The 25,489-nt window shown below is 49.3% G+C and carries 17 protein-coding genes; 10 read left to right on the forward strand and 7 right to left on the reverse strand.

The features are described from left to right. Window positions 1-48 precede the first annotated feature (48 nt). The 5 genes from FHW36_RS10505 to rhaT are packed head-to-tail and all read right to left on the reverse strand — an operon-like array spanning window position 49 to window position 6,967. Window positions 49-984 carry an alpha/beta hydrolase gene (locus FHW36_RS10505; protein WP_145666913.1) on the reverse strand — a complete coding sequence of 312 codons (936 nt, stop codon included), beginning with the start codon at window positions 982-984 and terminating at the stop codon, window positions 49-51. 35 nt (window positions 985-1,019) lie between these two features. Continuing rightward, window positions 1,020-2,417: an FGGY-family carbohydrate kinase gene (locus FHW36_RS10510; RefSeq protein ID WP_145666925.1), complete on the reverse strand. Its 1,398-nt coding sequence runs from the start codon at window positions 2,415-2,417 to the stop codon at window positions 1,020-1,022. 14 nt (window positions 2,418-2,431) lie between these two features. Continuing rightward, window positions 2,432-3,706: a sugar isomerase gene (locus FHW36_RS10515; RefSeq protein WP_145666934.1), complete on the reverse strand. Its 1,275-nt coding sequence runs from the start codon at window positions 3,704-3,706 to the stop codon at window positions 2,432-2,434. A gap of 36 nt (window positions 3,707-3,742) precedes the next feature. Further along, a complete protein-coding gene (locus FHW36_RS10520) occupies window positions 3,743-5,869 on the reverse strand; it encodes a bifunctional aldolase/short-chain dehydrogenase (protein ID WP_145666944.1) in 2,127 nt (708 codons plus the stop codon). 42 nt (window positions 5,870-5,911) lie between these two features. Further along, window positions 5,912-6,967 (reverse strand): L-rhamnose/proton symporter RhaT, encoded by a 1,056-nt coding sequence (gene rhaT, locus FHW36_RS10525; protein WP_145666956.1) that lies wholly within the window; start codon window positions 6,965-6,967, stop codon window positions 5,912-5,914. A gap of 180 nt (window positions 6,968-7,147) precedes the next feature. Between rhaT and FHW36_RS10530 the strand changes: the two genes are divergently transcribed. Both FHW36_RS10530 and FHW36_RS10535 read left to right on the forward strand, forming a co-directional pair. After that, entirely contained in the window at window positions 7,148-8,179 is a 1,032-nt protein-coding gene (locus FHW36_RS10530) for a GntR family transcriptional regulator (RefSeq protein ID WP_145666968.1), read from the forward strand. Between the two features lie 137 nt (window positions 8,180-8,316). Then, window positions 8,317-10,671, forward strand: coding sequence for an ABC transporter permease (locus tag FHW36_RS10535; RefSeq protein ID WP_145666979.1), 2,355 nt, complete (start codon window positions 8,317-8,319; stop codon window positions 10,669-10,671). 5 nt (window positions 10,672-10,676) lie between these two features. On the opposite strand, the gene FHW36_RS10540 is transcribed toward FHW36_RS10535, so the two are convergent. Both FHW36_RS10540 and FHW36_RS10545 read right to left on the reverse strand, forming a co-directional pair. Then, window positions 10,677-11,195, reverse strand: a complete 519-nt coding sequence (locus FHW36_RS10540) for an exonuclease domain-containing protein (protein WP_145666981.1) — start codon at window positions 11,193-11,195, stop codon at window positions 10,677-10,679. A 477-nt stretch (window positions 11,196-11,672) separates the two neighbouring features. Further along, window positions 11,673-12,428 carry an SGNH/GDSL hydrolase family protein gene (locus FHW36_RS10545; protein WP_246121126.1) on the reverse strand — a complete coding sequence of 252 codons (756 nt, stop codon included), beginning with the start codon at window positions 12,426-12,428 and terminating at the stop codon, window positions 11,673-11,675. A gap of 244 nt (window positions 12,429-12,672) precedes the next feature. On the opposite strand from FHW36_RS10545, the gene FHW36_RS10550 reads away from it, so the two are divergent. The 8 genes from FHW36_RS10550 to FHW36_RS10585 all read left to right on the forward strand — a co-directional run bounded on the left by FHW36_RS10550 (window position 12,673) and on the right by FHW36_RS10585 (window position 25,481). Further along, window positions 12,673-15,795 carry a SusC/RagA family TonB-linked outer membrane protein gene (locus FHW36_RS10550; RefSeq protein WP_145666984.1) on the forward strand — a complete coding sequence of 1,041 codons (3,123 nt, stop codon included), beginning with the start codon at window positions 12,673-12,675 and terminating at the stop codon, window positions 15,793-15,795. Between the two features lie 24 nt (window positions 15,796-15,819). Continuing rightward, window positions 15,820-17,301 (forward strand): RagB/SusD family nutrient uptake outer membrane protein, encoded by a 1,482-nt coding sequence (locus FHW36_RS10555; protein ID WP_145666987.1) that lies wholly within the window; start codon window positions 15,820-15,822, stop codon window positions 17,299-17,301. Between the two features lie 106 nt (window positions 17,302-17,407). After that, the gene (locus tag FHW36_RS10560; RefSeq protein WP_145666989.1) at window positions 17,408-20,110 is read left to right on the forward strand and encodes a c-type cytochrome; all 2,703 of its coding nucleotides are present in this window, start codon (window positions 17,408-17,410) and stop codon (window positions 20,108-20,110) included. An 11-nt stretch (window positions 20,111-20,121) separates the two neighbouring features. After that, window positions 20,122-21,183 carry an aldose 1-epimerase family protein gene (locus FHW36_RS10565; RefSeq protein WP_145666992.1) on the forward strand — a complete coding sequence of 354 codons (1,062 nt, stop codon included), beginning with the start codon at window positions 20,122-20,124 and terminating at the stop codon, window positions 21,181-21,183. Between the two features lie 10 nt (window positions 21,184-21,193). Continuing rightward, complete coding sequence (locus tag FHW36_RS10570; RefSeq protein ID WP_145666994.1) at window positions 21,194-22,405, forward strand: cupin domain-containing protein; 1,212 nt, start codon at window positions 21,194-21,196, stop codon at window positions 22,403-22,405. Window positions 22,406-22,428: 23 nt separating this feature from the next. Further along, window positions 22,429-23,469: a sugar phosphate isomerase/epimerase family protein gene (locus tag FHW36_RS10575; protein ID WP_145666997.1), complete on the forward strand. Its 1,041-nt coding sequence runs from the start codon at window positions 22,429-22,431 to the stop codon at window positions 23,467-23,469. Window positions 23,470-23,497: 28 nt separating this feature from the next. Beyond that, a complete protein-coding gene (locus tag FHW36_RS10580) occupies window positions 23,498-24,649 on the forward strand; it encodes a Gfo/Idh/MocA family protein (RefSeq protein WP_145666999.1) in 1,152 nt (383 codons plus the stop codon). Window positions 24,650-24,719: 70 nt separating this feature from the next. Then, entirely contained in the window at window positions 24,720-25,481 is a 762-nt protein-coding gene (locus FHW36_RS10585) for a 3-keto-disaccharide hydrolase (protein ID WP_145667002.1), read from the forward strand. The last annotated feature ends 8 nt before the right edge of the window (window positions 25,482-25,489 follow it).

Raw genomic sequence — 25,489 nt, forward strand, 5'->3', positions numbered from 1 at the left:
CGGCGACCGCACCGGCATACAAGTTATTTCCCAAAATAGAAAAGAGATTTAGTATAACTGTCCTGTACCTCCCTGTAGCAGGGAATTACCGGGATTGAGCATACCGGTACGACCCAGCCATTTCATGATGATCTGCATCCAGCCCTCTGCGGGAAGCTTCAGTACAAACCCGTGATCACCTTCGGGATAGATATGCATTTCAGTGGGAACATGCTGGTGGCGTAATGCCTGGTAAAAAGTAAGGGTATTGTCTACGTCCACCACTTTATCATCGCCGGTATGAAACAGTAGGGTTGGCGGTGTACGCCGGGTCACCTGCCGGTCGTTGGAGTAGTATTTGATATTGGTTTCGTCGGGATGCTCACCTAGCAGAAACTTACGCGATCCGGCATGGGTAAGGTCCTTTTCCATACTGATTACCGGGTATACCAATACCATAAAATCGGGACGGAGATTAAGTCCGGCGTTGGCGGCTAATACCGGCCGGTCGAAATGGGTGCCTAATGTGGAGGCGAGATGGCCGCCGGCAGAAAAGCCCATTACACCAACCCTTGCAGTATCGATATTCCATTCTGCCGCGCGTGCCCGGATCGTTTTTATGGCTTCCTGGGCATCCTGCAGGGGACCGCTGCTTTTATCCTGCATGATTTTATCAGAAGGCAGGCGGTATTTGAGTACAAAAGCCGCAATGCCTTGTTTTACAAAATACTCGGCGATGTTATTGCCTTCCTTCTGCAACACTACTACGTGATAACCACCGCCCGGTATGATCAGCACGGCCGCGCCGGTGGCTTTGTCTTTTGTGGGCAGGTAACTGGTCAGCGTGGGTACGCTGGTCAAAAAGCGGTTATTGTCTTTATCCTTTGTTTCTTCATCCGGGCTAGCAATACCTCCTGGAGGAAGGCTTTGGTATAAAGGGAAGGTCGTTTGTGCGTTGGCGATAGCCGCCAGCAGGCAGCAGCAAAAAGTTAACAGGGCGCGCATAGTTGTTGATATTGAGCGTAGTGATAATCAAATCTTCATAAAGATACATCATGCGTCAATGAATAGTACTTCAGTTCTATCAAATTGTTGGGCAGGGGCTTACTGTTCCAGGCGCCATGTATAGCCAGTGCGGCTCCCATGGCGGTAGCCTGCGCCATTGATGCAGCAAAGATTTCTATCTCTGGAAAAAAAGCTGCCAGCAGGTTCATGTAAATCGCATTTTTACTGAAGCCACCGTCAACGAATATACGTTTTACCTTGTCCCCGCTCAATACTCTTTTTGTAGCAATATATTGCTGATGGGCGATATCCAGCATTAACTGGTGATAGGCTTCGATATCGGAGGCAAAGGTGTTCAGGTCCCGTTGTTCAAATTCGGAGGACTGCAATACTTTCTTCTCTGCTGCCGGTATCGGCGTTTCCTGTTGGTTACGCGCTTTCAGCCGGCGAATCATATCGCTGTCGAAGTCGATATTGCGGTACCTGCCGGTATGCTGATTAAAATGCGCCGCAATGCGTTTTACCTGTTGCTCGTGCTCATAGCCGGCAAAGAGACGGGAAGCCTTCACGGGCTTACCCTGGAAGGTCATATAGCAAAGACAGTCGGCCTCAAGTTCTTCTGTGGTAAGCGGCGTATCGTTAAAGGGATTGAGACTGATACACCAGGTGCCGGTAGAAATTAATACAAATGGTTCCTGGAAGTTGACCAGGTAAGGAATCAGCGCTGCGGAGCTGTCGTGCAAACCGGTGCCAACCAGGTAATTGTTACCTGGAAAGGCCGCCGGCATTACTTCATTGGAAGAAAAAAGAGGCGCCAGCTTACCCAGCACCCCTTCTTCTGTTACCCACTTATGATAATTATTCCGTTGAAAATCCCAGAGGTTGGTATGACAGCCAATACTGGTAATGTCTGCACAGGCCACACCGGTTAAGAGATAGCTCATATATTGCGGCAAATGCAGGGAGTATTTCACCTGCCGGTAGATGTCTGGTTGTTCGTACTTGAGCCGGTATAGCTGCATACCGGAGTTAAGGCTTCCCAATACCGGGGAAGCCGACTGCACCGAAAATGCAGTGGCTCCCCCATACTGGTGGTAAAATTGTTCACTGAGCGCAGCAGGATACGCTTTCAGGTAATTGTACAGCGGAGTAAGCGGGCGCCCTTCTTCATCTATGTACACCAGGCTGGCGCCATAGGTAGAAAAATTAATGGCTTTAATCTGCCATTCTTTTTTCCGGAATACTTCCCTTAGCGAGTCAAACACCGACAGGCGAAGGCTTTCCAGGTTCTCACAGGGCGCACCATCTTCATCCACAGTTTCCATGAAACGGGCTGTCCGCTCAAAAATGATCCGGTACTGTTCATCAAAGAGGAACAGTTTTTTGTTGGTTTTACCAACGTCAAAAATTGCTATAACGGGAATTTCGCTCATGATACTTTCTAAAGTTACAAACCAGTGGCCATCGTTTTTGCGCCTCTCTCACGGATCAGCTCTTCTCTTACCTTTTCAGCACGATAGAGTGCCAGCGGGTTCAGCGCGCCTCCTGCCTGTAGACGGGCAGCGGCTACCAGCGCCCGTACATCCGTGCGGAAAGCCTGTTGCAATACCTCTTGTGCGGTTACCACATCGTTTTGTTCCTGTGCTGCCAGCAGTTTCTTACGGTTTACCAGCAAGGCCTGTGCGTAGCTGATCATGATGGCTTCTACCGACTGTAGCAGATCTTCCAGTGGATCCTTCACATTATGAGAAGCATCGATCATCCATCCCAGGTCGGTTGCATGATTCATGTCCCGGGCATCCATGCCTTCCACCAGTTCGTTGAAGATAAGAAACAGCTGATAAGGCTTGATGCTACCTACCGTCAGATCATCATCTCCATATTTGGAATCGTTGAAATGGAAACCGCCGAGCTTTCCTTCCATCAGCAACAGCGCTACGATTTGTTCTATATTGGCATTGGGCAGGTGATGGCCTAAATCCACCAGCGTATAGGCCTTCGGGCCGAGCTTACTGGAAAAGAGATAGGATTGTCCCCAGTCGCCCACCGTAGTAGAATAGAAGTTGGGCTCTGCCGCCTTATACTCTACAAACATTTTCCAGTTATCGGGCAGGGCGGCATAAATTTCCCGGAGTCCTTCCAGCGTACGCTGAAACGCCTGCCGGAAATTGAGCTGGCCGGGGAAGCAGGAGCCATCCGATAGCCATACCGTGAGAGCGTCGGAACCTACGGCTATCCCCTGGCGGATGACTTCAATGTTATGGTCAATGGCTTGCTGCCGTACCGCTTTATCAACGTGTTGCAGGGAGCCGAATTTATAGCTATGTGTTTGCCCGGGCTGGTCCTGGAAGGTATTGGAGTTCACCGCATCAAAACGGATCCCGTTTTGGGCCGCTACGGCTTTAATATGCGCCGGGTTATTAGCAGTGTCCCAGGGAATATGCAGGGAAATGGCGCCGCTGGATTGGTTCAGCTGGTGCAGCAATCCTACATCTTCAATTTTCTCTTCCAGGCTGCGGGGCTCGCCACCACCGGGGAAGCGGCCAAAGCGGGTACCACCGGTGCCCAGCGCCCAGCTGGGAATACCTACCTGGAAAGCCACCAGCTGTTGAATGATATCCTGTACGTGGTCAATTTCCCCGGAGAGGTATTGAAATGCACGCTGATGGGCGGCCATCAACGCCTGGTTATGATCATCTATTTTATGTTGGGCTATACGCATTGATCGTCATTTTAAGGAATTCATAAAATACAGCTTCTATCTTACAAAAGCCATGGCTACCCCACCGTCTACATTGAGTACATTGCCAGTGGCCTTGTTCAGCAATCCGCCTACAAAAGCATAGCAGGCGTTGGCAATATCTTCCGGCACAATAATTTCGTTGAGGAGCGTGCGTTTGGCATAAAATGCCGGCAGCTCTTCCACTTTCACCCCATAGGCTTTGGCTCTGCCTTCTGCCCATGCGCCGGCCCATATTTTACTATCAGAAATAACCGCATCGGGGTTTACAACGTTGACGCGTATACGATCTTTGCCCAATTCGGCGGCATTGAGCCGGCTCAGGTGCAGCTGGGCTGCCTTAGCGGAGCCGTATGCCGCATTGTTAGGACCAGAAACCAGTGCATTTTTACTGACAATATTCAACACATCGCCGCCCGTGCCTTGCTTGCGCATAATATCTACGCCGGTTTGGGTAACGAGGAATTGTCCTTTTACCAGTACATCGTACAGGAGGTCCCAATCTTTTTCCGTATGATCTTCCAATGGTTTGGAGATCGATAATCCGGCGCAATTGACGATGATATCTACGCCGCCAAATGCCAGTACAGCGGTGTTATAGGTTTTACGTACAGAAGCAGCGTCTGTAACATCGAGCAGGTCGGCCGCAAATACATCTTTACCATAGAGCCGGTTAAACTCTTCCCGGGCGCTTTCCAGTCGCTGCGCATCGTTGTCGTTGATCACTACCACGGCGCCTTCTTCGGCAAACTTTTTTGCGATAGCTTTACCGATACCACCGGCGCTGCCGGTTACCAGGGCCACTCTACCGGTGAGCGCTTTGGGTTTAGGCATGCGTTGCAATTTAGCTTCTTCCAGCAACCAGTACTCGATATTGAATGCCTCCTGGCGTGGCAGGGAAGTATATTCTGATACCGCTTCTGCGCCTTTCATTACGTTGATGGCATTGATATAAAATTCGGCTGCTACCCGGGCGGTTTGTTTATCCTTTGCGAAAGTAAACATGCCTACGCCGGGATACAGGATCACTACCGGATTAGGGTCGCGCATCGCAGGACTATTGGGATGTTTACAGGTATTGTAATAGTCGGTGTACATTTGCCGGTAGGCATCGAACAGCGGCTCCAATGCGGCTTTTACTGCTGGCACATCGCTGAGGTTAGCCTCAGGAGCCAGGTTGAGTACCAGTGGGCTGATTTTGGTACGAAGAAAGTGGTCGGGGCAGCTGGTGCCGAGGGGCGCCAGCCGGTGCAGGTCGTTGGAGTTAATGAATTCCAATACCCGGGCGTCGTCGGTAAAATGGCCCACCATTTTCTGTTGAGAAGAGCAATAGCCCCTTAATACAGGCGCGAGTGCGGCGGCCTGGGAGTGGCGTTGCGCTTCTTCCAGGGAGGCGATCGCCTGCCCGCCGAAAACGGGTTTATGACGTCCCATGTTGGCCTCCAGGTATTCTGCGCAACGTTCTATCACTTCCAGGGTATTGATATAGCTTTCGTAAGCAGTATCTCCCCAGGTAAAGAGCCCGTGAGATCCCAGCATAATTCCGCGTATACCGGGGTTTTCGTCCAGGCATTGCTTCAGTTGTAAGCCCAGGTCGAAACCAGGCTTTTGCCAGGGCACCCAGCCAATGGTGCCATTGAACAATTCCTGTGTGATGCGTTTTCCGTCTTTCGCGGCAGCGATCGCGATGGCGGCATCCGGATGCAAATGATCAATATGCTTGAAGGGAAGAAAACCATGCAGCGGAGTATCGATAGAAGGCGCTTTTGAGCTGAGATCGTAGATGCAATGGTTAAACAATTCCACCATTTCGTCTTCATACGCAATGCCTTTATAAATATGTTGCAGGCTGCGGAGCCGGTCTGTATATAATGCAGCGAGCCCGCTTCTGCGGAGTGTGCCCAGGTCGCCGCCGGAACCTTTTACCCACATCACTTCTACCGGTTCGCCGGTGAGCGGATCTTTAGCCATTGCTTTACAGGAAGTATTTCCTCCCCCATAGTTGGTGAGTCGCAGGTCGGCGCCGAGCAAATTGGAACGATAGATCAGCAAGGCAACTTCATCACCCGCCATGGCGGCGGCTGTTGCTTCATCCCATAAATAACTTACATGCCTGAATTGCGTAGTGGTTCCATTTATAGACATACTATATAATTTTAACGTTTTTAATTGCGGTAATACTGCGGGTTAATAATCAAGTGAATTACCATATCCTACGAGTATAACAGACAGGATGATGGTGAATATACCAAATGAAATAGTGAAGAATGTTTTCCTGCTGGCGTTCTTCCATTCTTTCAGCACAAATCCCCACATGCCGGAAATCAGGATAATAAAGGCCATGTGCAGTATCCAGGAACTGGCATCGTTGCCCAGCTTGCTTTCGCCCATGCCATAGAAGAAGAACTGCAAAAACCAGGTAGTGCCGGCAATGGCGGCGAACAAATAGTTCTTTACCAACGGGGTTTCTTTGTTGGTATAATCACCGAAGGAGCGGTTGCGGCTATTCAGGATCATACACCAGATAAAATTGGTAGTTAACCCACCTAACATAATAATGACAAAGATAACATTGTTCTTAAAGAGGGGATTGGCGTTGTTGGCTACCGCCGCCTTTCCCATACTGTTGCCGGCGCTGATAGCGAAGCTCATACAGGCGCTCAGGATACCGGAAACAATGGCTACCACCAATCCTTTACGGAGATTGAACTCCTGTATGCTGGCTGTTTTCTGCTCCTCAGACAGTTCTTTTTCCTTCATCATCCCTGCCCGGCCGCAAATGGCAATACCCACCAGGCATACTGCCACGCCCAACAGCACATAAATTCCCCTGCTGGTATGGAACATGGCACTCAGGGTATTGGCATCGCTGGTAAACAACTGCCGGTAAATGGGAGGAATGAGCGCTCCAAACGCAGAGCAAAAACCCAGTGCTACCGCCATCCCCAGCGACATGCCCAGGTAGCGCATAGACAGCCCGAAAGTTAAACCGCCAATCCCCCATAAAACGCCCAGGAACCAGGTCCAGAAAAGCACGGGGCCTTCTGTGCCGGTTATGATATCGAGGAAACCCGGCACCGTTAGCCAGGCAGCAAACAACGGCACTACCAGCCAGGAAAAGATGCCTCCCACTATCCAATAACTCTCCCAGCTCCACCCCTTCACTTTCTTGTAAGGGATATAAAAACTGCCGGATGCAAAACCACCTATAAAGTGGAATAAAACTCCCAATAAAGCCTGCATAATGATGTACTGATTTGTAACGTGGAAACTAATATTTCATAAAAATAAAGCTTGTACATTTTTAAACTGTCATGTACTGTCATGCTTCCCACACCCGCTACCATTTATAGAATTAAATCACTATCATTGTCCCGAAAAGCTGATCACTGATTCCACGGAAAGATTAATAACTGACGCATCATGAAGCAACATCCGATTTTTAAATACCTGTTTATAGATGACTTTTCCGCCACTCCTAAATACTATCAGCTGGCTAATTCCATTATCAAAGCTATTGTAGATCAGAAAGTACAACAGGATGATATACTGCCTTCTATCAACGAGGTAAGCTATGCCTTCGAGATATCGCGGGATACCGCTGAAAAGGCCTATAAATACCTGAAGGGCCTGGGCATCCTGGGATCGGTACCTGGTAAGGGGTATTATGTACAACAAACCAACCTGGACCAACAATATAAAATATTGCTGTTGTTCAACAAACTGAGTGAGCACAAAAAAATCATCTACGACTCTTTTGCGGATAAGTTAGGCGAACAGGCGAACATCGACTTCTATATTTACAACAGCGACTTCAGTTTGTTTAAAAAATTGCTGTCCCAGAACATCAACGAGTATACCCATATCGTGATACTTCCGCATTTCCGGGAGCGTTGGGAGCATGTAGACGAGGTAATTAACACCATCCCTAAAGAAAAGCTGATATTATTGGATAAAAAGCTGAAAGGCGTTACGGGTGAATATGGCGCCGTGTATGAGAACTTCCAGGAAGACATCTATGGCGCGCTGGAACAGGCCAGGGACAAGCTGCAGCAGTATCACACCCTAAAAATTATTTACCCGGAAAACACGTATTACCCGGAAGAAATTTATGAAGGGTTTGTGCAGTTTTGCCAGAACTACGCTTTTACCAGTAAAAAAGTAAATGAGATTTCGGAAGAAGATATACAGCCGGGCGACGTATATATCAATCTCCGCGAAAATGACCTCGTTTCGCTTATCGAACGGATTATTTCGCTGAATCTGCAGATAGGAAAAGATGTGGGGGTGATTTCCTATAACGAAACACCTTTGAAGAAATATATCCTGAATGGTATCACCACTATTTCCACTGATTTCCGGTGTATGGGAGAAATGGCAGCACAACTGATACAGGATCATTCGAGAGCGCAAATTGAAGTACCGTTTTACGTTACCATGCGGGCATCGTTGTAATGTCCGGAATCGGACATCTTATATCACAATTACGGACACATTTCAATAATTAAAATACATAACTCAGCTAAAAATATAGTACCGGAATCCTGGTCTTAAAATAGTGGAAGAATGGGCTGATTCATAAAACCCGTTACATGTTCCGCAGTTACCTGAAAACCGCCGCCAGAGCCATCAGCCATCATCTACGCTATACGTTCCTGAATGCCTTCGGACTGGCGTTGAGCATAGCCGCCTGCCTGATTATATTCCTGATTGTAAGGAACGAGCTTAGTTACGACAGTTTCCACCAGAAAGCAGACCGCACTTACCGGGTAACCTTCAACGAACTGGATTATAATCCCAGCGTGTCTATGGCGGTTACACCAGCGATACGGAATGATTTTCCCGAACTGCCGCTGGTATCACAGTATTGGTACCGGGAAAAAGGGTTGATGAAAGTGGGTAACACGCGGTACAATCAGAAAGGCTATGCCTTTGCCGATGGCGACTTCTTCCGGGTATTTGATTTCAGCTGGCTGTCCGGCGACCCGCGCAATGCCCTCTCAGGGCCTAATGAAGTAGTACTGACCAGGAGTACTGCGCAGAAATATTTTGGAGATAAAGACCCCATTGGGCAGCTCATTAACCTCGATAATAAGTTCGATCTGAAGGTTATTGGCGTAATTAACGACGTACCATCGAATTCCAGCCTGGCATTTTCGATGCTGGTGTCTTTTGAAACCGTAAAGAAGCTGGTATTAACCGACAACGCATTCTTCCGCATTATGGGGGGCAATACCTTTGTGGTGTTGCCTGAAAACTACACTATTGAACAGTTACAACGGAAGATGCCCGGTTTCATTGCTAAAAACTGGGGGGCTGATATCAGTAAAACCACGAGGCTGATTCTACAGCCTTTAAAAGATATTCATTTCGACCAACGCTATATTTCCAGTCCCGGTAACACCACTACCAGCAAAACCACCTATTGGGGGCTGGCGGCTATTGCCTTGTTCATCATCATCACGGCCTGTATCAATTTCATCAATATGGCCACAGTGCAGGCCATACGCCGGGCCCGGGAAACCGGTGTGCGCAAAGTGCTGGGCGCTTACCGGGGACAGCTGGTATTGCAATTCCTGTCGGAAACGGCAGTACTGGTGCTGATATCGGTGATACTGGGTTTTGTATCGGCCTTGCTGCTCCTGCCCCTGGTAGCCACCTGGATGGATTTAAGCATACCGGTATCCCAGCTGTTGCAGCCCGTCGTATTGGGGGTGCTGGCAGCTATAACGGTAACGGTTATACTGTTGGCAGGGTTATATCCCGCCTTTGTACAAGCCGCCTTTAACCCCACCAATGCTTTAAAAGCCAATACCAGTATCAGCTTCAAAGGCTTAGGACTTCGTAAAGTGCTGGTATCCGCCCAATTTGGCATATCCCAGGTACTCATTGCCGGAACGCTGATCGTAGGCTACCAGATGGATTTTCTAAAGAACAAGGACCTGGGCTTCAATAAGGAAGCGGTGATTTCCATCCCCCTGCCGGATGAAACAAAACGGGAGGTGATGCGTGAGCAACTGGCCTCAAATCCGGGCATTCAACAAATGAGTTTTGGCTCCGGCGATCCGGTGTCCAACAATGCCTTTGCCCCGTTTACCTGTCCCGATGCCGGCATCACCAAAAATGATGTTACAGAAATTAAATTCATCGACGAGCAATATCTTCCCATGTTTGATATAAAAATACTGGCGGGAGAAAATGTTCACCGGCAAAGGGAAGGCGATACAGTGCGACAAGTCGTCGTGAATGAAACCCTGATGCATAAGATACATATACAAGACCCGCAACAGGCCATAGGAAAGCGTTTCAACTTAAACAGCAATACCTGTCTCATTACCGGCGTAGTGCGTGATTTCCAGAGTGAATCGCGGTACAAACAAAGAAGGCCTTGTGTGCTGATCAATGAGCCTGACGCATTCGGCGCAGTCAATATCAGGATTCAACCCACCGATATGGGTAAAACCATTACGGCCATCGACAAAGTGTGGTCGGCTATTTTTACTGATAACCAGTTTGCCTACCGCTTTCTCGACGACCGGATAGCTGACATGTATAAACAGGAACAGAAAATATACACTGCCTTCCGGATTTTCTCTTTCCTGGCTATCCTGATTGGATGTTTTGGTCTTTATGGACTGGTAGCTTATGCGGCGGTACAACGTACTAAAGAAATGAGTATCCGAAAAGTATTAGGTGCTACGGTATGGAGTATTGTGGGCTTATTTGCAAAAGAATTTATTATCCTGATTATCGTCGCTTTCTGCATCGCCGGTCCCCTTACTTACTATGTAATGCAACGCTGGCTGGAAAATTTTGCCTACCAGACGCATATCGGCGGTGGCATTTTCCTGGCAGCAATTATTTTATCGATCGTTATTGCTGCTATCACGATTGCCTACCAGGCGATTAAAGCCGGGTTGGTCAACCCGGCAAAAAACCTGCGATAAGGTGGTTACCACTTTATTTTAAGCCCTAATTCCTTTTTCATGGTCAGCAGGGCTTCTGCATTTCCCCGGGCATCATCTACGGGATGATGCGTATGCGCGGTTTTACGCAGATGTTTGAAGTTTTTAAACGTATCCTTCATCAGGCCCTTGTACATGCTACCCAGGTTCTGGGAGCTATGTCCAAAGGGATTTTCACCCAGGAAATGATGAAAATACCAGCAGATAAACATCCAGTCGAAACCGTTGTTATCGCTGATAAAAATGGGGCGGTCGTTACTGACCGAAGTTATCCAGTCGCGAAAACGTGTCATCACTGCTACCGGATCGCCGAAAGTCAGGGTTTCTTCGCGGGTAATGTTGGATACGGCCAATGCTTCGGGAATAAACTTGTCAGATATAGGTTTTAGCTGTCCGTAAAAGGTTTCGTCCAGCGTATCATTTACCAGTACGGCACCGAAGGAAATCATGGAGTAGTCGCCGGGAATAGGGCCATCACACTCTACATCCACCATAATAAAAGCCATATTACTTAAATTTTAGTTTTGGGGTTTAACGATTCATTATTCATCTCACAAAAATATAAAATATACTATTACGGCCCCTGCAGTATAAGAAAAAGGCATCCCGGCGATGCCAGGATGCCTTTAACGCCAAAGCGTTAACAGTGCTTAAATGGAGCCCCCTTTGGTTAAACTAAATCAACCGCAGGTGTCCATGAATATACTGTAGATAACATGAATACCTCCTTTTCTTTGGTGAGAAATGAAGTTAGCGGAAAATGTCCGGATTTAAAAACACGTTGAGAAAATTTTAACAAATTATCGCGATAACATGCTGCCATCAGTGATTTTACTTCACCGCCGGCGATATCAGCGACAGGATGTCTTTCTCAAACGAAAATCCATGTGACAGGTCCGACTCTTTCCATGCCACATTTTCCAACACAATCATGCTGGTACGCCGGAAAATATTCCCGCCAACAATAATATTCTGATGAGCATCTATTTCTTTTTGAGTGCAGTAGCGATTGCTTTTTCTACCAGCGGTTCCATCACCAGGTAACCGGCTTTATTCGGATGTACGCCATCGTAGGTCAACTCCGCTTTCAACCCCTTTTTATCATCTTCCATAGCGGAAAAATAATCAAGATATACGCAATTATTTTTAGCGGCATAGTCTTTCAGGCGCTGGTTAAGGTCCGCAATTTTCCCTACAGCATCGATACCCATACCCTTTCTCCAGGGGTACTCATATACCGGCAATACCGTTGACAGTACCACTTTAATACCGTTGGCCTTTGCCAGCTCCGTCATAGATACGATATTGCCGAAGATAGTTTCCACCGGCGTGTAGCCCGTATTGCCGGCGATATCGTTGGTACCTGCTAAAATCACCACCACTTTTGGTTTCAGGTTAATCACATCAGGCCGGAAGCGGATCAGCATCTGGGAGGTGGTTTGACCACTGATACCCCGGTTGATATAAGGCTTCCCTTCAAAAAAATCCGGGTGGGCATTCTTCCAGCCAATCGTGATAGAGTTACCCATGAATACAATCCGCTGCTCTCCTGCCTTTGGAGGCGCTACTTTGGTATTTTCTTCCTGGAAACATTTCAGGCAAGCCCAATCCTGCTTCATCAGTTCTTCAAACTGTTTTCTTTGCTTGGCCGTGTCTACTGTTTGTTGCTGGGCAAAAGTGTTGGTACTTAACAGGGCAAATAATGCCACTAGTGGTAAACGCAATTTTTTCATTCTCATGGATCGGATTTTATAAGCGATATACTTCCGATTTGCAATGCTTAACATCGGATAAGTGAAGCGAAAATTAAAGCTTTTTTTGTGCTTTTCATACGCCATCCATCCGAAAGTCCCCTAAAAATGGGGGATTGATACAGGACAGTACAGGACAGTACAGGACACAACAGGACAGGAATATATTATTCTTCGACTAAATTGGATTCCGTAAATCATTGCCGTTTCATCACCACAAATTCCACTTGTTATGATTAAAGCATTCAGTCTTTATCGTAAACGACCACTTATTCTCGTACCTTTTGGCACCACGTTCTCGTTATTTATGTTTTGCTGTGTGTACAACAGCTATGCGCAGAAAAGCAATATCAGCGGACAGGTCACCGATGTAGGTACCAGTTCCCCGCTTCCCAGCGTAACTATTGGCGTAAAAGGAAGCAGCCAGGGAACTTTCAGCGACGCCAATGGCCGATACACCATTGCCGCTGCCAGCACTGACTCGCTCGTATTCAGTATCATCGGGTACATCTCCAAAACAGTAGCGGTGGGAAGCCGCACTAAAATAAGCCTCCAACTGGAGCCGAGCAACAAAGTGCTCAACCAGGTGGTGGTAGTTGGCTACGGTACCCAACAGAAAAAAGACGTTACCGGATCCGTAGGCATTGTGTCAATGAAAAACGTAAAAGACATGCCGGTGGCAGGCCCCGACCAGGCATTATCCGGACAGATTGCCGGTATACAGGTGAGTACCTCCAATGGTATTCCCGGTGGTGGTCCGCAGGTACAGGTACGCGGTATCGGTGCCGTGGGCGCCGGCAGCCAGCCATTGTACGTAGTGGATGGCTACCCGCTGGCGTCTTCTTCCGATCAGGTATCGGACCCTATGAATGCGATTAATCCCCAGGACATCGAGTCCATGGCGGTATTGAAAGACGCATCTGCCACCGCGATCTACGGTTCCAGGGGAGCGAATGGCGTAGTATTGATCACCACTAAAAGAGGCAGCTCCGGTATCCCCACCGTACAGCTTTCTGCCAACTACGGCTCGCAACGGATTCCGCAGAAAGGACGTCCCAACCTGATGAACGGACAAGAGTTCGCGCAATTCAGGAAAGAATCTATCGAAGATAATATACGCTTCACCGAACACCGCGAACCTACCGATGCCGACATTCCCGAAATTTATCGCCATCCCGAACTGATTGGCGAAGGCACCAACTGGTTTGATGCCATTACCCGCGTAGCGCCTATGCAGGACATCAACCTAAGCGTAAGCGGCGGTACCGATAAAATAAGAACCTATGTATCTGCCGGTTACTTCAACCAGGATGGTGTGATCATCAATTCCGGCTACCAGCGCTATTCTGTCAGAGCCAATGTAGACGCCAACCTCTCCGACCGTTTCAAAATAGGATTTAATGTAGCCCCCTCCTACACTACCCGTAAAGGCGGCACCAACGGCGAAGGCCGCGACGGCGTATTCGGCATTGCCAGTCCCATAGAGCCCATCTATAATAAAGACGGCAGCTATAACGCCTTCATACAAAGCCCGGGTACTTTCGGTTTACCCAACCCGGTAATGATGCTCAATGAAATTGTAAACCGGTCTAAAAGCACCCGCATACTATTCAACACGTATGGCGAATATGAAATTATAAAGAACCTGAAATTTAAATCCACCTTCAACGTCGACTACCAGGAAGGCAGTGCAGAATACTTCCGGCCTTCCACCATTGGCAACACCAACGCGGCGCCTCCCAGCATCCCCAGTGGCAACTATTCCAGCGGTAACTACCTGAACTGGCTAAATGAAAACACACTTACTTACCAGTACAATACCAGCAATGGACATGCCTTTACCGGTCTGTTAGGATATACCGTTCAATCACAGAAAGAAAACTATGCCGGCTTTAACGGCGCCAACTACCCGGATGACGATATCAAAACATTAAATGCCGCCGCTACCATTACCGGCGGCACCGACAAAACAGAATGGGCCCTGCTGTCGTATCTTGCAAGGGTTAACTACGCCTACAAGGATAAATACCTGGTGACAGCTACCGTCAGGGCAGACGGTTCATCCCGGTTTGGCGCCAACAACCGCTGGGGCACCTTTCCTTCGGTAGCCCTGGGCTGGCGCTTATCACAGGAAGAATTCATGAAGTCGTCCCGCCTGATCAGCGATCTGAAAGTAAGGGCCTCCTATGGATTTACCGGTAACTTCAATATTGGCAACTACTCTTACATGAGCAACATCGGTACCAGCGACTATGTACTCGGTGGGGCGCTGGCCGGCGGCCGCGTGATGAACTCTCTCGGCAACCCGAACCTGGGCTGGGAAAAAATGAAAGAACTAAATATAGGCGTTGACGTTGGATTGCTGAAAGACCGTCTCTACTTCACCATCGATGCCTATAAAAGAAATACCCAGGAACTGTTGCTGAATGTAGAAATTCCTCAGTCCAGCGGCTTTGGCAACGTAACGGAAAACAAAGGCGATATGGAAAACAGGGGCCTGGAAATTGGCATCAGCTCCCGGAACATAGAAACCAAATCGCTGACTTGGAGCACCAACTTCAACATCGCCTTTAACCGCAACAAGGTGCTGGCATTGGGTAAAGATAATGCGCCTATTTATTCCGGCAACAGCAGCGAGGGTAATCCTACCAATATCAGTATAGTAGGCAAACCGCTGGCCATGCTGTACGGATATGTATTTGACGGCATTTATCAAAACCAGGCCGAAGTAGATAAAGGCCCCGCCTTCCCCGGCGCTATCCCGGGTAATATCCGGTTTAAAGACATCAACGGCAACGGGGTGATTAATCCCCGGGAAGATTTCGCCATCATTGGTAACCCATATCCCGACTTTAACTGGGGTATGACCAACACCTTCTCCTATAAAAAATGGGACCTGCGGGTACTGGTAGTAGGTTCTATGGGAGCCGACCGCTTACATGCCACCAACGACTACAATGGTAATATAGATGGCGTATTTAACGTAAGAAAAGATGTAGCTAACCGCTGGAGGTCAGAATCCAATCCCGGCAACGGCAAAGTGCCTACCACCAATGGCTCCGGGCGTGGCCGCGTGATGTACCGCGATGTAAGCTCCCTGACTGTAGAAAAGAACAACTACGCCTGGATAAAAAATATTACACTGGGATACAGCTTTCCGAAATTCGGATTTGTGCAAAGCGCCCGCTTATATGTAAGTGTGCAGAATGCCATCCTGTTTACCCACTACAGCGGCAATCCGGAAGTGACCAACTACCTGGGTAAGGGCGGTAGTGGCGCATTGGTACCGGGTATAGATTATTCCAACTATCCTGTACCAAGAATTTACTCACTCGGCGCCAACCTCTCTTTTTAATTCAGCCTCTAAAAGCATAGCAACATGAAAACTAAAATATCTTTAATCACGCTCCTGGCGATTGCCATGAATGGCTGTAACAGTATGCTCGATGTAAAGCCAAACTCCTTCTCCAGCGGCTCCAACTACTATACTTCAGAGGCGCAGGTACTACGTGCAGTAAATGGCTGTTATGGTGTGCTGCAGGACCTGTATAAGAGCGACTACTGGGCCATGGCAGAAATGCGGTCAGACAATACCAACTATCAATACGATGAAAGTGATCGCGGTGCGCAGCAAAGGGAAGAGATAGACGAATTCCTGATCACTGCCAGCAATAACTACGTGAATAATACCTGGGCACAGTTATACAGAAACATACAGCAATCCAACGTAATCATTAGTCGTATTGATAACGTAAAATTTGCTAATGACGCAACTAAACAACAGTATCTCGGCGAAGCCAAATTCCTCCGGGCGCTCTATTACTTTCACCTGGTACGTCTTTTCGGAGCAGTGCCCTTGCTGGTGAAAGAAGTAGCCAGCCCGGAAGAGGCTTCCACTCCCAAGCGTGCCAGCGTAGAAGAAGTATATACGCAGATCATTGCCGATGCTACCGATGCCGCCGCAGGATTGCCAGCTACCTACGCCTCCAGCGAAGCCGGAAGGGCTACCAAAGGCGCAGCACTAACACTGCTGGGCGATGTATATCTCACCAGGAAAGAGTATGCTAAAGCGGTAACCACCCTGCAACAGGTGCTTACGTTGAATTATTCGCTGGTAGATAACTATGCAGATAATTTTGATCCTGCTAAAAAAAATAACTCAGAATCTGTTTTTGCAGTGCAGTACAATGCCGGATTGGAAACAGAAAGCAGCAACTTCATCTTCATTTTCGGACCACGCAACGGGAAGAAAGATCTCACCGGCTTTAACGGTAACCTGGGCGGCAACAACATTCCCACGCCCAGCATCGTAAATGCGTATGAGGCCAAAGACAAAAGAAAAGATGCTTCCATTTATATGTACGACAGCCCCACCAACGCCGCATTTGCCGAGTCAGTGGCCTTCGGTGGTAAATTGCCGCTGATCAAAAAATTCTACCACCCGCCTTATGCATTAGACGGGCGTTCCAACGAAAACTGGCCGGTGTACCGCTATGCACAGGTATTGCTGATGCTGGCAGAAGCAGTGAATGAAACCGGCAACGGCGATCCGTTGCAGTATATCAATCCCGTACGCAAACGCGCGGGCCTGGATCCGCTCCCGGCCCTGAGCCAGGCGGCCTTCCGAGATACCGTATTCCATGAACAACGGGTAGAGCTTGCGTTTGAAGATCAACGCTGGTACCAGCTGCTGCGCACCGGCAAAGCCATTTCCGTAATGATGGCGCATGGTATCGAAGAAAAGAAACGGTTGTCCAGGCTAAGCCCTGCTTCCTATAACATACAGCCGTTCCAGTTATTGTATCCGATTCCTGAAAGAGAAGTACGACTGAATAAATTTGATCAGAATCAAGGATGGTAAAAAAAACTAGAAAAAGGCAGAAACGTTTACTATATTACTACAGCTATAGTCAACGGAAGACCCATACAGACAGTATCAACTCAGGAACATATTCAAGTAAATATTTATGACCACGTTACGCAAAAAACCATTCAGGCTACTGGCACTTATTTTCACTGTTGTGATAACAGCGGTGGCTTGTAATAACGGAAACGACTCAACGTCAAAAAGCAGGGAAACCGGCAACCGGAAAATCGACGCATTGAAATTACCTGATAATTTTAAAGCAGAGCGGCTGTATAGCCCGGGCGACAACAAGCAGGGGTCCTGGGTGTCCATGACCTTCGACGACAAGGGCCGCATGATCGTATCAGATCAATACGGCTACCTGTACCGGCTGCAGTTACCCGCCGTAGGAGAAGATTCAGCTAAACTGAAAATTGAAAAGCTCATTATCGGCGGCGATACCTCTACCCAAAAAGTGGCGATGGGCTATGCACAGGGCCTGCTATATGCGTTCAACAGCTTGTACGTAATGGTGAACCACAACAGCGACGACCGCTTCAATAAAGGCAGTGGCTTATATCGCCTGCAGGATACCGATGGCGACGACCAGTTCGACAAGATCACACTCCTGAAAGCGCTGGAAGGAGAAGGAGAACATGGTCCGCACAGCATTGTCCTTTCCCCGGACAAAAAATCTATTTATGTGATTGCCGGGAACTTTACCAAAATCCCGGAGATGAATAATTATAAAGTGCCGCCTTCCTGGAATATCGACAACGTACTTCCTTTTATCAAGGATCCTAACGGTCACGATAATACGGTAAATACACATGGCGGATGGATTGCGCATCTCGACTCTACCGGCGCTAACTGGGAGCTGATCAGCTCTGGTTACCGCAACCCATTCGATCTTACATTCAATGATAACGGGGATATGTTCACCTATGATTCTGACATGGAATGGGATTTTGGAACACCCTGGTATCGACCCACCCGTATTTGCCATGTTACCAGTGGCAGTGAATACGGCTGGCGCCCGGGTACTGAAAAGTGGTCGCCTGCCTACCCGGATAACCTGCCTCCGTTGCTGAATATCGGCCAGGGCTCTCCTACCAACCTGATTTACGGTGGTAAAGCACGTTTTCCTGAGAAGTACCGCAAATCGTTGTTTGCGTTTGACTGGAGCTTCGGCATCATCTATGCTATCCAGCTGCAGCCCGATGGCGCCTCCTATAAAGCCAGTGCAGAGGAATTCCTGTCCGGTTCCCCGCTGCCCCTCACCGATGGCGTTATTGGCCCGGATGGCGCACTGTACTTCCTCACCGGTGGACGCAGGCTGGAATCAGACCTGTATCGTGTGTACTACAAAGACAACAAGGAAAGCAATGATCCGTTGCCGGTAGCGGCACCTACCGCCGGCGCCAATGTGCGTAAACAACTGGAAGCCTTCCATGGCGGCCCCAAAGATGGCGCAGTGGATTTTGCCTGGCCTTACCTGAAAGACAACGATCGCTTTATCCGTTTTGCTGCCCGGATTGCCATAGAAAATCAACCCGTTAGCCAGTGGCAAAATAAAGTACTGCAGGAGAAAGACCCTGAAACCCTTATCCAGGGAAGCATTGCGCTGGCCCGTCAGGGTAAGGAAGATGTAAAGAAAATACTGCTGCCACAACTGATGACCATCAACTATGCGCAATTGTCACCCTCTCAGCAGATTGACTTACTCCGTGCTTTTGAGCTTGTGTTCGTGCGTATGGGTAAACCTGATGCCGCAGTAGCGAAACAGGTAGCTGCCTATCTCGATCCGCAGTATCCCGCCAGCAACAATGACCTGAACCGTTCTCTAAGCAAGGTATTGGTGTACCTGGATGCACCTAAGTCAGTAGAAAAAACCATGGCATTGCTGGCCATAGCGAAAGATGATACCGCTGCGCAAAAAACTGCCATGCAATCGGCCGACCTGATCCTGCGTAACCCGCAGTATGGGCTCGATATTGCCGGTATGCTTTCTAAAATGCCTCCATTACAGCAAACCTGGTATGCTACCGTATTAAGCCAGGCTAAAAACGGCTGGACACCTGCCTTACGTGAACAATACTTCCAGTGGTTCTACCATGCCTTCACATTTAAAGGAGGCCATAGCTTCATCGGGTTTATCAATAATGCCAGGAAAAATGCGCTGGACAACCTTCCGAAAAGTGAGTATGCACACTTCAACCAGGTATCCGGCGATTCACTGGTCAACAACAATGGTAACCTGGCCCAGGGCTTCCCGCAGCCGAAAGGACCTGGCAGGCGCTGGACCGTGGAAGAAGCGGTGAAAGTGGTAGATAGCGGCTTAACGAATCGCAACTTTGAACAGGGCCGCGCCATGTTTGCCACCGCCTTATGCAGCTCCTGCCATGGTATACGCGGAGAAGGTGGCGTTGCCGGTCCGGATCTGACTCAACTTGGCACCCGCTTTTCTACCAGGGATATTCTCGAAGCAATCATTGATCCAAGCAAAACCATTTCTGACCAATATGCCGCTACCGTATTTTCTCTGAAAAACGGCGGCTCTGTATTAGGGCGGCTGGTAAGCCAGGATAAAGATAAATACGTTATTTCCCAGAATCCTTTTGCGCCGCAGGAAGTACGGGAACTGCCGAAGAAAGAGGTGGCCGGCACAAAAGCCTCTACCGTATCGGTGATGTTGCCGGGGTTGATTAACCGCCTGAACGAAGAGGAATTGAGGGATCTCATTGCCTACCTCAAAGCAGGCGGCAATAAATCTGATACTATCTTTCTGCCTGCAAAACACCCGGTAGAACTTTCAAAAAAATAAATCACGCGCGGATGACCTCCTCATCTCAACCATGGCTTCATAAAATATCCAACCATTTACAGTTGGGTGGTATTGAAACGGCGGTACTGGACAATGGCCCCGGCAGGGGCGCCCGTATCGCCTGGATCAATACCGGCACTGGCTTGCGTTATAAAGTGGTGTTGGACCGGGCCATGGATATCGCGGATGCTTTTTACCAACAGCATAGTCTCGCCTGGTTGAGCCACGGCGGGGTGACACCGCCGCAAAGATTAACAGACAAAGGTTTGGACTGGCTCCAAACCTTTGGTGGTGGATTGATGACCACCTGTGGCCTGATGCATGTAGGCGGACCCGAAACCGATGAATATGGTGAACGTGGTCTGCATGGGCCTATCAGCAATACACCAGCGGAAATCATTTCCATCATACAACCCGACCCGGTAGCCGGTAATTTTGATATGAGCATTACCGGCATTGTACCACAGGTGCAGGCACTCGGCAAACAGCTATGGCTGAAACGAACCATCTCCGGTACCCTGGGCGTTGCGGGCATCCGCATACAGGACGAAGTGATTAACCGCGGTAATACTACCGCACCGCATATGTTACTGTATCACTTCAACTTTGGCTGGCCGCTGATAGATGAAGGCGCCGATATTTTATGGAAAGGCAGCTGGACTTCCAGGGCCGGTAATCCTGATCACATTTTCAATAATACGCATAACTACAAAAAAGGAATGGCGCCGCTGGACAGCCACGCTGGCGGCGGAGAAGAAGCCGCTATCATCGACCCGGAAGCAGATGCACAGGGCTGGTGTAACTGTGGCGTACATAATGCCCGCCTCCCATTGGCAGTATCCCTGCGTTTCAAAAAAGCGCAGTTGCCGGTGCTTACCAACTGGCAGCACTGGGGTAAAGGCGAATATGTGATGGGACTGGAACCCGGCACCCATCCTCCTACCGGCCAGGCCAAAGCCCGCCGGGAAGGGACCTTATTATTCCTCGAACCCGGCGAAAGCCGGCGGTATGAACTGGAACTGGAGGTATGGCATACCGAAGCAACGATAAAACAATTTCTCACTGATCTTTAAATCACAACACATGATTGAAGCAAAGGAAAAAATAAGTTTCGCTGAAAAAGCGCTTGAACAGGGACAAGGCATTCTTCGCTTAGCGCCTACCTGGGTACCCCGGTCGTTTTGTATACCCGGCCGCAGGATTAAATTGCACCCCGACGACTATTACGTGCTAGGGGGCGAACGTGGCGGCATAGATGAGCGTTGGCTGTCATCTACCACCCCGGCCAAGAACGGCCCGTTAACCGGCGAAAATGAAGGATTAAGCATGGTAGTATGGCAGGATGGTCAAAATACCCGGCAGTTCCTGTTGAAAGATGCCATCAGCGAATTAAAAGACCAGCTGATCGGAAAACGGTTATGGCATGAATATGGCGCCTGGCCCATGTATTCCAAGTTCTTCGATAATATGGGACCACTGCCCCATCACATCCATCACAACGATGAAAAAGCGGCGCTGATAGGCCAGGCCGGTAAACCCGAAGCCTACTATTTCCCTCCGCAGCTGAATAATCACGGGGGCGACTTCCCCTATACATTCATGGGTATTGCTCCAGGCACCAGCCGTGAACAGATCAAGGAATGCCTGATGAACTTCACCAAAGGGGATAATAAAATTACCAACTACTCCCAGGCGTATCGCCTGGAGCCCGGCACCGGCTGGGATGTACCGCCGGGATTATTACACGCGCCCGGTAGCTTATGTACCTACGAACCACAAAAAGCGTCCGACGTATTTGCCATGTACCAGTCGCTCGTTAACGAAGCAATTGTGCCGGAAGTATTGCTCTGGAATGGCACGCCGCAGGAAAGCATCGGCGACTATGATGCGCTTATGGATGTTATTGACTGGGAACTGAATGTAGATCCCAATCAGTTTCAAAACCGTTTTATGCCGCCCAAACTGGCAGCTAACGGGGAAGGTTATACGGAAAATTGGGTATGTTATAAATCGGCCGCCTTCAGCGCCAAAGAGCTGACCATAGCGCCCGGCGCCACCGTGGTGATCAAAGACAGCGCGGCCTATGGCATGATCATGATGCAGGGACATGGCAAGATGGGCGTATGGGATATTGAAACGCCTTCCCTGATCCGTTATGGACAGCTGACCCATGATGAGTATTTCGTTAGCGAGGCGGCAGCAACGGCCGGGGTGAAAATTGTGAACACCTCCGCCACCGATCCTATTGTAATGCTGAAACATTTTGGTCCGGGTAATCCTGACCTGGTACTGTAACTCACCCATTAAACACCCACGTGATGAAGAATAACAACTTTCCAAAACTCCACAATGCTACCTGGCCGGGTATTGTAGGAAAGGGCGATGGATCTGAACCCATCATCTCATTTGATACACTGCTGGAAATGACGGCTGCCGTGGAAGTAGACGGCATCAAATTCGATGGCATCGACATCGGTTTATTTGATCCGCATGTACCGGTGGATAGCAGTGATGATGACCTGAAGCGGCTGCGCGACAAAGTAGCATCCTATGGATTGGAGATAGGTAGCCTGGTAGCGCCGATCTGGCCTCCCACAGGAGGATCTGCCATGGGCAGCAAAGAAGACCGGGCCCGTTTTGTGGAGCAGGTGCGTAAAGCCTGCCGCGTTGGTCAACGGTTGCGGGAACTGGGTATCCGTCCGCATGGCATCGTACGCATTGATTCCGCTACTTCCCCCGAAAGCTGGGCTAAAGACCCCGCCGCCAATACCCAACTGATTGCCGCCACGTTCCGCGAAGCTTGTGATGTAGCAGCGGATTACGGCGAACGACTGGCGGCAGAAGGCGAAATCTGCTGGGGAGGTATGCATAGCTGGAGAGCCATGATAGATACCTTAGAAGCGGTGAATCGCCCTAATATTGGCTTCCAGGCCGACATGTCGCATACCTTCCTGTATTTACTGGGATATAATAGTCCGGAAGACAGTATCCTGCCGGCGGATTTCGACTGGAAAGACCGGGAAACGCTGACGGCCGGCCTCCGGCAGTTAACCCAGGCATTACGCCCGTGGACCATTGATTTCCACGTCGCACAAAACGACGGTACCGTTCATGGCACCGGTTCCCACGACAAAACCGGCCGGCATTGCCTGGCCACCGATCCTAACGGCAAGCTGAACATCCCGGTGGATGCCGGCAATTGGCTGCGCGATGAACAGGGACAGCTGACCAGGGCTTTTCGTCATATCTGCTGGGATGGCTGCATGTTTCCCAATGCCGTAATGACCCAGGCAAAAACCTGGCATGATATACTGGCGGCCATGATCGCTGTAAGAACGCAACATGGCTGGCAGGAATAGCTTTTCAATTACCTAACGAGAGATAACTATGACAACAAAGAAAGCACTGAGGATAGGATTAATAGGATGCGGTTTTATGGGCCGGACACATTCCAACGGATACCTGCGGGTAAAAAACTTCTTCCCTGAACTGGCTTACCAGCCGGTACTGAAAGCTGTATGCTCCCGTACCGAAAGTAAGGCCAGGGCCTTCGCCGAACAATGGGGCTATGAGTCGGTGGAAACAGACTGGAAAGCACTCATTGCCCGGGATGATATCGATGCAGTTGATATCTGTACTCCCAATGATAAGCATGCAGAAATTGCCATCGCCGCAGCTGCCGCCGGTAAAATGATCCTTTGTGAGAAGCCGCTGGCCCGTACCCTCCGGGAATCGGCCGATATGGTAGCCGCGATAGAAAAAGCGAAAGTACCCAACACCGTATGGTATAACTATCGCCGGTTGCCCGCCGTAACGCTGGCCAAACAGATCATCGACTCGGGCAAGCTAGGGCGCATCTTTCACTACCGCGCCAACTTTTTACAAGATTGGACCATCAACGCCAATCTACCCCAGGGTGGTGAAGGGCTTTGGCGCATGGACGCAGATGTAGCCGGGTCGGGTGTACTGGGCGACCTGCTCTCCCATTGCATCGACACTGCCTTGTGGCTCAATGGCAGCATCTCTACTGTGTCGGCCATGACAGAAACCTTCGTCAAAGAACGCATGCACCAGCTTACCGGCAAGGTAGAAAAAGTAAATATCGATGATGCGTGCACCTTCATGTGCCGCTTCAGCAACGGTTCTTTAGGGCTATTTGAATCAACACGTTACGCACGCGGACATAAAGCTTTATATACATTTGAAATCAATGGTGAACATGCCTCTATCCGCTGGGATCTGCATGACCTGAACCGCCTGGAATTCTTCGATAACGCCGACGCCTCTACGCTGAAAGGATGGAGATCTATCCATGTAACAGATGGAGATCAGCCTTATATGGATAAATGGTGGGTGCCCGGACTGGGCATCGGCTACGAACATTCTTTTGTTCACCAGGTGGCCGACTTTCTTAAAAGCCTGGAAGATGGCAGCTCCTGCTCACCCACCTTCCTCGAAGCATTTGAAACACAGAAAGTCTGCCAGGCCGTACTTGATTCTGCCGCTACCGGTATATGGAAAGACACCCATGCGGCGTAACTAACAATACCGGGTAAACGAAACATATCTCAAAAGGAGATACGAAAAACAAACACTTAAAATATCAACTATGCTGAAAAGATACAGCGCATTGTTTATGCCATTGGCCGCAGCAGTGCTGCTGACCTCCGCCAGCAGCTGTCAAACCGGCCACAGCATGGGCAACGACAGCGGCTTTGTTTCCATCTTCGATGGCAAAACATTAAAGGGCTGGGACGGCGACTCCATCCACTGGCGGGCTGAAAACGGCTGCCTCGTAGGAGAAGTAACTCCGCAAACCCTGCTCAAAACCAATACCTTCCTGGTCTGGAAAGGTGGGCAGCCAGCTAACTTCGAGCTAACCTGCGAATTCCGGATTACCGGCGGCGGCAACAGCGGCATCAACTACCGCAGCGTATGGGTCGACAATGTGTCTCATGCCCTCAAAGGCTACCAGGCGGATATAGACGGCGCTAACCGGTATACCGGGCAAAACTATGAAGAACGCGGACGTACTACCCTGGCCTATCGCGGACAGGTTACCACGATCCCCAAGCCGACCGTTTCTTTAGCGGAGGGCATAAAAAATAATGCCTGGACCGCCGCTATTGTGACTGGCTCCCTGGGCAGCAGCGATTCGCTGCAAACCCTTATCAAACATGAAGACTGGAACAGCTGTCACCTTGTTATAAAGGGCAACCGCCTTCAGCATTACATCAACGGCGTATTGATGAGCGATGTGACCGACAACGATAAAGTAAACGGCAAAGCCAAAGGACTGCTGGGTGTACAGGTACATGTAGGCCCACCAATGAAAGTAGAATACCGGAAAATTATGTTGAAGCGATTGTAGAGAAGCAG

It is taken from the genome of Chitinophaga polysaccharea (genome assembly GCF_007829335.1).
GTDB lineage: Bacteria > Bacteroidota > Bacteroidia > Chitinophagales > Chitinophagaceae > Chitinophaga > Chitinophaga polysaccharea_B.